The sequence below is a fragment of the Streptomyces ipomoeae 91-03 genome (genome assembly GCF_000317595.1).
Classification (GTDB): Bacteria; Actinomycetota; Actinomycetes; order Streptomycetales; family Streptomycetaceae; genus Streptomyces; species Streptomyces ipomoeae.
Genome location: NZ_AEJC01000188.1, coordinates 1 through 8659, shown reverse-complemented (window position 1 = coordinate 8659; position 8659 = coordinate 1). Strand labels below are relative to the sequence as shown.

At 68.8% G+C, this 8659-nt stretch carries 6 protein-coding genes; 3 read left to right on the top strand and 3 right to left on the bottom strand.

What is annotated here, in order from left to right; translation table 11 throughout:
* Positions 1–110: 110 nt before the first annotated feature.
* Positions 111–1715 (bottom strand): MDR family MFS transporter, encoded by a 1605-nt coding sequence (locus STRIP9103_RS12270; protein ID WP_048820155.1) that lies wholly within the window; start codon positions 1713–1715, stop codon positions 111–113.
* Between the two features lie 268 nt (positions 1716–1983).
* Here STRIP9103_RS12270 and STRIP9103_RS12265 point away from each other — a divergent pair, with 268 nt between their 5' ends.
* A complete protein-coding gene (locus STRIP9103_RS12265) occupies positions 1984–2577 on the top strand; it encodes a TetR/AcrR family transcriptional regulator (RefSeq protein WP_009309135.1) in 594 nt (197 codons plus the stop codon).
* A gap of 177 nt (positions 2578–2754) precedes the next feature.
* The gene (locus tag STRIP9103_RS12260) at positions 2755–2943 is read left to right on the top strand and encodes a hypothetical protein (RefSeq protein ID WP_009309131.1); all 189 of its coding nucleotides are present in this window, start codon (positions 2755–2757) and stop codon (positions 2941–2943) included.
* 39 nt (positions 2944–2982) lie between these two features.
* Here STRIP9103_RS12260 and STRIP9103_RS12255 read toward each other — a convergent pair whose 3' ends face one another.
* Both STRIP9103_RS12255 and STRIP9103_RS45195 read right to left on the bottom strand, forming a co-directional pair.
* On the bottom strand, positions 2983–3588 hold the full coding sequence (locus tag STRIP9103_RS12255) for a M23 family metallopeptidase (RefSeq protein WP_048820153.1): 606 nt from the start codon (positions 3586–3588) through the stop codon (positions 2983–2985).
* A gap of 437 nt (positions 3589–4025) precedes the next feature.
* Positions 4026–5390, bottom strand: coding sequence for a fibronectin type III domain-containing protein (locus STRIP9103_RS45195; RefSeq protein WP_009309134.1), 1365 nt, complete (start codon positions 5388–5390; stop codon positions 4026–4028).
* A gap of 75 nt (positions 5391–5465) precedes the next feature.
* Here STRIP9103_RS45195 and STRIP9103_RS12245 point away from each other — a divergent pair, with 75 nt between their 5' ends.
* Complete coding sequence (locus tag STRIP9103_RS12245; RefSeq protein ID WP_009309133.1) at positions 5466–8627, top strand: NACHT domain-containing protein; 3162 nt, start codon at positions 5466–5468, stop codon at positions 8625–8627.
* Positions 8628–8659 lie beyond the last annotated feature (32 nt).

The window sequence follows — 8659 nt, the reverse complement described above, 5'->3', positions numbered from 1 at the left end:
AACCCGCACCCGCCAACAAATCCCATCCCCCGAGCTGGAAGGCGCAGCGGGGTCGAAGGGGCAGCGCCCCTGGGGGAGGGACGGGTAGGGGCGGCGGGGGCGAGAAAAGATCAGACCGCCCCGGCCACCGCTTCCTTGGCCCCCGCGCCATCCTCCGCAGAGGCACCCGCAGAACCCGGCCCTCCGGCCCCCCGCAACGGCACCTCCTTGACAAACACCGCAGCCACCAACGCCACCACGGCAACCCCCGCCCCCAGCAAAAACGCCCCATGCGTTCCACTGGCCACCGCGAACTGATATGCCTCCCGCACAGGCTCCGGCAACTTCGCCAGACTCGCCGCATCCAACTGCGCCGACTGCTCGGTCACCCTGGACCCCAGCTCCCCGCCCCGCTCGGCCATGACGTCCTGCACCCGGCTGTTGAACAGCGCCCCCATGATCGCGACCCCGAAGGACGACCCAAGGGTCCGAGCCAGCGTGGTCGTGGACGACGCGACCCCCATGTCCTTCATCTCGACACTGTTCTGCGCGACGAGCATGGTGATCTGCATCAGACACCCCATACCGGCACCGACCACGGCCATGTACACGCCGGACGTCACCCGGCTCGTACCGGTGTCCATCTGCGCCAGCAGAAAGAGCCCCACCACCATCAGGGCACTCCCCACCAGCGGGAACACCTTGTACCGCCCGCTCCCCGTGGTCACCCGCCCGGCGATCATCGACACGACGAGCATCGCCCCGAGCATGGGCAGCAGCAACAGCCCGGAGTTGGTGGCGGACGCGCCCTGCACGGACTGCTGGAACAGCGGCAGGAAGAGCACGGCACCGAACATCACGAACCCGGTGATGAAACCGATCACGGACATCAGCGAGAAGTTCCGGTTGCGGAAGATGTGCAGCGGCATCACCGGCTCCGCCGTCCGGCTCTCCACGAAGAAGAACCCGACCAACGAGGCCACCCCGATCGCGGCCAGTTCCATGATGACGGCCGACCCCCAGGCGTACTCGGTCCCGCCCCACGTCGTGAGCAGCACGATCGCGGTGATGCCGACGGTGAGCAGCGCCGCGCCGAGATAGTCGATGTTCCGCCCCGACCTGCCCTCACGCGACGGCTTGGGCAGATGCAGTACGACGCTGATGGCGCCCAGCGCGACGACCCCGAGCGGCAGGTTGATGTAGAAGGACCAGCGCCATCCCCAGTGGTCGGTGATGTACCCGCCGACCAGCGGCCCGGCGATCATCGCGAGGGCCATGACCCCGGCCATCATCCCCTGGTACCTGCCCCGCTCCCGCGGCGGTATCAGGTCGCCGATGATCGCCATCACACCGACCATGAGCCCGCCGGCGCCGAGCCCCTGAATGGCCCGGAAGCCGATCAGCTGCCCCATGTCCTGGGCCATGCCGCTGAGCGCCGACCCGATCAGGAAGATCACGATCGAGGTCATGAAGATGCTCTTGCGGCCGTACAGGTCACCGAGCTTGCCCCAGATGGGGGTGGAGGCGGCGGTCGCGAGGGTGTACGCGGTGACGACCCAGGAAAGATGCTCCAGGCCCCCGAGGTCGCCCACGATCGTGGGCATCGCGGTGCCGATGATCATGTTGTCGAGCATCGCGAGCAGCATCGCGATCATGAGCGCGAGCAGCACGACCCGCACACTGCGCGGCTGTTTCCCCGCCTCGGTCTCACTTGCCGCCGTTTGTGTCTCCGCCATATTCCCCACCGCTTTTCCTGCACCCACCTGGACTTACCTGCCGACCGGCTAGTTCACTACACTCAAGGAAGCTAGGCCCGTAACTAGCCGGGCGTCAAGTAAGTCTCGCGGCCTTGACCGAGGCTTGACATACGGCGCTGCTCGGGCCCGGCGGACGACAGATCCCGGATCCCGCCGCACGGCGGAACCCGGACCTTGGCCGGCGGCGGACCTCGACGCAGGCACCGCAGGCCGCGCAACGGGCAGAACGCGAAGGAGAGCGACGAGGATGGACGACACGAAGCGACAGCGCCGAGGGAACACCCGGCAGCGCATCCAGGACGTCGCCCTCGAACTCTTCGCCGAGCAGGGGTACGAGAAGACCTCACTGCGGGAGATCGCCGAGCGCCTGGAGGTGACGAAGGCGGCGCTCTACTACCACTTCAAGACGAAGGAGGACATCCTCGTCGGCCTCTTCGAGGACCTGCGCCGCCCGATCGACGAGCTGATCGAGTGGGCAGACACCCAGCCACGCACCCTCGACACCAAACGGGAGATCCTGCGCCGCTACAGCGAGGCCCTGACCGACGCGGCCCCCCTCTTCCGCTTCATGCAGGAGAACCAGGCGACCGTACGGGAGCTGAGCGTCGGCGAGACGTTCAAGGAGCGCATCATCCACCTGGTCGACGCCATCAAGGAACCGGACGCCGCCCTGCCCGACCAGGTCCGCTGCATCAGCGCCCTCTTCACCATGCACGCCGGGATATTCGTCCTCCGCGACGTCGAGGGCGACCCCGAGGAGAAGCGCAAGGCGGTCCTGGAGGTGGCGATCGATCTGGTCACCCAGGCCCACGGCGGCGCCGGAGCCTCCGAAAGCCCGTGAGAGCCCGTGAGAGCCCGTCCATGCAGAGCGCCTGAAAACTCGTCATCGAACCCCCGAAGGCCACCAACGCGCTCAAATCATCCCAAGACCGCCCGAAAGCTCTTGAGAGCCTGAGCTTTTGGGTAGACCCTCGGAGCCTTCGGGATCTCCCCCGGGCACTGGTACGAGGAGGCCCGCGTGGACGCCGACGACTACGTCCGCATGACCGACGAGGAGCGCGCGGAGTTCGACCGCAGACGCCACTCCTCCGGCCTGGTTGCCGCGGGAGCGGCAGCCGTGGCCCTGGCCCTGACGCTCCTCCTCCTGATCACCTTCGGCGACAGCCCCCCGATGTGCGGCACGGGCCAGGACATGGGCCCGTGCTGACCCGGGACTCCTGACCCGTGAAGCGCCGCCCCCGGGACGTCAGACGGTGACGCCCTTGGCCCGGAGGAAGGCGACCGGGTCGACGGCGGAGCCGTAGTCCGGGCTCGTACGGATCTCGAAGTGCAGGTGGGGCCCGCTGGAGTTCCCGGTGTTGCCGGACAGGGCTATGCGCTGCCCGGTCTCGACGATCTGCCCCACCTTCACGTCGACGCGCGAGAGGTGGGCGTACTGCGAGAACGTGCCGTTGGCGTGCTTGATGACGATGGCGTTGCCGTACGCGGGGCCGTCCCCCGCACCGTTGCCGCCGGCCTTCACGACGGTACCGCCGTGCGCGGCCACGACCTTCGTACCGCTCTTGACGGCGAAGTCCTGCCCACTGTGCGTGGACGACCACATGTTCCCGGCCTGCGCGAAGCCGGCGCTCAGCTTGTAGCCCGTGACCGGACCGACCCAGGAGGCGGCCTGCTTGGCGGCGACCTGCGCCCCGGTCGTGGCCTGAGCGGCACCCGAGGCCTGCGCACCACCGGCGGCAGCCGCGACCCCGATCCCCAGCACACCCGAGACCCCCACCCCGGCGGCCACCATGGCAGCCCGGACACGGAGCCGGGACATACGGGAACGAGGAGAGCGAACACGCTGCGACACAGGAGTACCTCACGGGGGACGGAAACAGGGCCGGTGCCTCGACGGACACGAATCCCACCCGGCACACGTCCATGGCCCGCCGAATGGGACACCCCTTGGTACCCCCGCTCCCCGAAATCCCCCAAACCCGCTATCTACGACTTAATGCCGTAGCAAGCGCGAAATACACCCATTCCTTGATGCACCCCTCAAAGACACCCCTATCCGAACACCGCGAGCAAAAGGCCCTATCGACACCACATAAGCCCGTTTTGCCCCACCCGCTCCCTCCCCCTATTCCACCTAGTACGTGACGAATCCCCTGTGCGGCATGTCACCGACCCCGCCGATCCATGGCCTCCGAAATGTGACGCCGACTACGCACCGATCCCATGGCAAAGGGGGCCGCCCCGAAGCCCGATGCTCCGAAGCAGCCCCCTGCGTCTACCTCCGCCACCTCACTCCGGGACCACGGTGACGAAGCCGCTGGCCTCGCCCTCGTTGCCCACGCCGTCCGTGGCCGTGACGACGTACGTGTTGGGCTCGCCGGTGACCGGCGCGGTGTCCGTGAAGGAGGGAGCCGGGCCGGAGACCGTGCCCAGCTTCGTCCAGCGAGTGGTCTGGGTGGGGTTCTCGTTGGTCCGGTAGACGTTGTACGACGTGCCCCGCACGGGGTTGGCCGTCCAGGTCAGCTGGACCCCGGCGGCGGTCTTCGTCGCCTTGAGCCCGATCGGGGTGAGCAGCGGGATCTGCGGGCTCGCGACCGCCGTGGCGGAGTGAGCCGACGCGTTACCGGCCTTGTCCACGGCCACAACGGCGTACGTGAAGGAGCCCGTCCCGCCGAAGTCGGTGAGCGACGTGCCCGTCACCGGCGTGCTCCCGCCGACCTCGGTCCAGGCGTCGCCGTCACTCTGCCGGTAGTAGACCTCGTACCCGGCGAGGTCGGAGGCCGCGACGGCGTTCCACTTCACGGTCGAGTAGCCGCCGAACTCGGAGTAGGTGACCACCACGCCCGACGGCACGGCGGGAGCCGTCCGGTCCACGGAGGTGATGTTCACGGTGGCCGACGCGGCGGAGACGTTGCCCGCCTTGTCCACGGCCTTGACCGTGTAGCCGTACGTGCTGCCGGTGGCCGGCGTGCTGTCCGTGAAGGCCGGCTTGGTCAGCGGGGCGCTGCCGCTGACCAGCTTGCCGGAGCGGTAGACGCGGTACCCGGCCAGGTCGAGCTCGGCGTTCTTCTTCCAGCTCAGCGCGGTCTTGGACGTACCGGCGTCGTACGTGGCGGCCAGCCCGGTCGGGCCCAGCGGCTTGACCTTGTCGACCGAGGACGAGGTGCGCGGCGCGTACGAGAACGCGACGTCGGCCTTGCCGGTGAACGCGGCGAAGTCGACCCGGATGGTGTGCTTCCCCTTGGGGATGGTGACGTTGACCGTCTTGGAGCGGGTGGACGAGACGTCCCCCCAGATGTTGATCTTCCGGGTGCCGTCGAGGTATACGCGGATGCCGTCCTGCGCGGACGCCTTGAAGCTGAACGGCCCGCCCGAGCCGAAGTCGCGCGTCACGCTCCAGCGGACACCGAAGTTGTTCTTGGGCAGTGTGACCCCGGCCGGATCGCCGGTGCCGTAGTTCTCACTGATCGCCTTGTCGCACACGGTTTTCTTCGGCGTCCCGCTGAAGGACGTGTTGGCGTAGTACTTCGCCGTCCACTCCCCCGTGGCGCAACCCGCAGCCGCCGCTGTCGCGGGGAACGCGAGCCCCGCGGCCGACACGGCAACCACCAACAGCGCGGCGTGGGTCGCGCGCCCCCGTATCACTTTGGACATGTGGAAGTCCCCCTCCCTGAATCGAACGGTGATCGTACGCTGAGAGAAGAGCCGTCATGACCTCGGGGGAGCGTTTTGGAAGCGTCAGCAGTAGGCATCCGCCTGGCGTCCGGCGCGGTGGCGCCGCTGATCAAGAAGCTGTTCGTGACGGAGGGGCCAGGGGCGGGACTGGTCGACAAACCGGTGCGGATCTCGTCCTATGTGTCGTTCACCAGCGAGAAGAGCACCCTCAGTTTCGCGGATCTGCGGAAGCTCGCCGGCGAACTCGTCCAGCGCGCGCTGAAGCACGGCGAACGTCCCTTTCCCGCTGACGAGGAGTGGGCGGTCGTCGACGCCCTGACGTGGACCCTGTACTCCCTCGGCGACCTCAACATGACCGACGTACAGGCGGTGGAACTCGGCCACGAGGCCCTCGCCCGGCGGCTGTACGCCGCGCGTCGCGGCTCCGCCAGGCTCTCCCTCGATGCCTCGCTCTTCTTCGACCGCCTCCTCGACACCGCCTGCCTCCACATCCTCCACTTCTTCACCCAGCGCTCCACCTTCGTGGCCCGCACCCTCGTCGAACAGTCCCGCCGCCAGGCCGAGCTCATCGCCAAGGTCGACGAGCTGATCGCCCGTACGCCCATGACCGGCGGTACCGACCCCGCCTTCGAACACCGCTATCTCGCCCACATCGCCACCAAGCACAGCCACCTCACGATCTACGGCATCGACCTGGTCAACTCCCCGGAACGCTGGCCCCTGGACGCCGCCTATCTGAGCCTCCAGGCCCTGCGCCGCGCCGAGGACGACGAGGCGGCGGGCCCGGACGGTACGCGCATCGCCTCGCCCGCCACCGCGCTCCCGGCCGAGCAGGCGCTGGCCGACCACGACCGGGTACTGCTGCGCGGAGTCGCCGGTTCCGGAAAGACGACTCTCGTGCAGTGGCTGGCGGTGACGACGGCCCGGGGTGAGCGCGGCGACCGCGTCCCCTTCGTGCTCCCTCTCCGTACGCTGATCCGGCACCCCGGCGGTCTCCCGGCACCGGACGCCTTCCTGGCCGCCGTACGCGTGCCCTTCCACGCCACCCAGCCCGGTGGCTGGGCGGACCGTGTCCTCACCGCCCGCCGCGGTCTGCTCCTCGTCGACGGCATCGACGAGATCCCCGAGCGCGAACGCGAGCGCACCCGCCGCTGGCTGCGCGACCTGCTGGAGGTCTATCCCGGCAACCAGTGGCTGGTGACCTCGCGCCCCTCCGCCGTACGCGAGGACTGGCTCACCCCCGACGGCTTCACCGAATTCGCCCTCGCCCCCATGAGCCGGGACGACGTGGCCGCGTTCATCGCCCGCTGGCACACTGCGGCCCGGCTCGACGCCCGCGACGCCGACCGCCTCGACGGCTACGAACGCTCACTCGTCGACGCCGTCCGCACCAAGCCCGACCTGGGCCGCCTCGCCACCAACCCGCTGATGTGCGGTCTGATCTGCGCCCTGCACCGCGACCGGCGCGGTTACCTCCCCCACGGCAGGCAGGAGTTGTACGACGCCGCCCTGTCGATGCTGCTGTCGCGCCGCGACGAGGAACGGGACGTGTTCGCGCCCGGCGACAGAAGCGACGGCGGCCGGCCCCCGGGCGCCGACGGCATCCGCCTCACCGAGCTCCCCCAGATCCAGCTCCTCCAGCGCCTCGCGTACTGGCTCATCCGCAACAACCAGGCCGAGATGGACCACGACCGCGCGGTCCGCATCATCGCCGACGTCCTGCCCGCCCTCCCGGCCGCCGCCGCCCAGGGAGACGCCGAGCAGATCCTCCGCCACCTCCTCGTCCGCAGCGGCCTCCTCCGCGAACCCACCCTCGGCACCGTCGAGTTCGTCCACCGCACCTTCCAGGACTACCTCGGCGCCAAGGCCGCCGTGGAGGACGGCGACTTCGGCCTCCTCGTCCGCAACGCCGTGGACGAGCAGTGGGCGGATGTCATCCGCATGGCCGTGGCCCACGCCCGCCCGCGCGAACGGGCCGAGCTGTTACAGGACCTGACCGCTTCGGCGGCCGACATCACGGACAAGGCCAAGAGCACACGCGTACGACTGCTCGCCCTCGCCTCCCTGGAACACGCCACCCAACTCGACCCGACCGTACGAGCCACCGTCGAACAGAACACCCTCCCCCTCATCCCCCCGCGTACGACGGAGGAGGCCCGCCTGCTGGCCGCCTGCGGGCCACTCGTCCTGGAACTCCTTCCAGGGCCGGACGGGCTCACGGACGACGAGGCCCGGGGCGTCGCCGTCACCGCGTCCCTCATCGGCACGGACGCCGCCGTCCCGGTCCTCGCCCGTTTCCGCACCCATCCGGCCGTGGGCGTCCGGGCCCAACTGACGTGGTCCTGGCACCGGTTCGACACCCGCCGGTACGCCGAGGAGATCATCGCCCACCTACCGGGGGACGACCTCTACTTCACCGCCCACTCGGCCGAGCATCTGCGTACGCTGCGGGAGCTGGGCGGCAGGGCCAAGCTCCAGGTCGTCGGCGACATCGACTCCTCCCGCCTTCGCGCGGCCCTCCCGCCGCACCGGCTGCGGAACCTCGTCATACGCGACAACCTCGTTCTCGGGGATCTGGACTTCCTCTCAGGGCAGGACGAGCTCACGCATCTGGACATCAGCGGCGGTACGCCTCTTCTGGAGGACCTTGCTCCGCTCGCCGAACTCCCCCTCACCTGGCTGGCGCTGGACTCCCTGCCCGGTCTCGAAAAACCGGGCGCCCTCCATTCGCTCGCGGCCTGCGCCACCTTGGAGGCGCTCGACCTCGGTTTACCGCTGCACGCCCATTCCCTCGACGAGGCTCTTCCCCGGGACCTGCCACTGGAGTATCTGCGATTCACCAAGGGGGCATTGCGGTTCACCGGGCTGCGCGGCCTGAGCCGTATGCACTCGGTGAAGCAGTTGAGCCTTGCCAAGCTTCCGGAAAGGCTCACTCCGGAAGACTTCGCCGAGATCTCCCGGATGCCCGCCCTCACGGAATTGCGCGTCAACTGGGGGGCGACCGGTTGGGAAGCCGCTCCGGTACTGCCGGGCATCACAAGTTTGCGGCTCAACAACTTCTCCGGGAACGAGGATGTGTCGAAACTCCGCGACCTCCTTCCGGGCCTGCGCCGAGTCACCATTCATCTCGCCCCCGAGGTCACCGACGTACCCGAACACGTCCTCGACCTCCTCCCCATGACTCCCGTCATTGAGAAGACCGACACCGTTCTCTGAACCCGAACCGCGGCCGGGAATGCGAAAGGGGC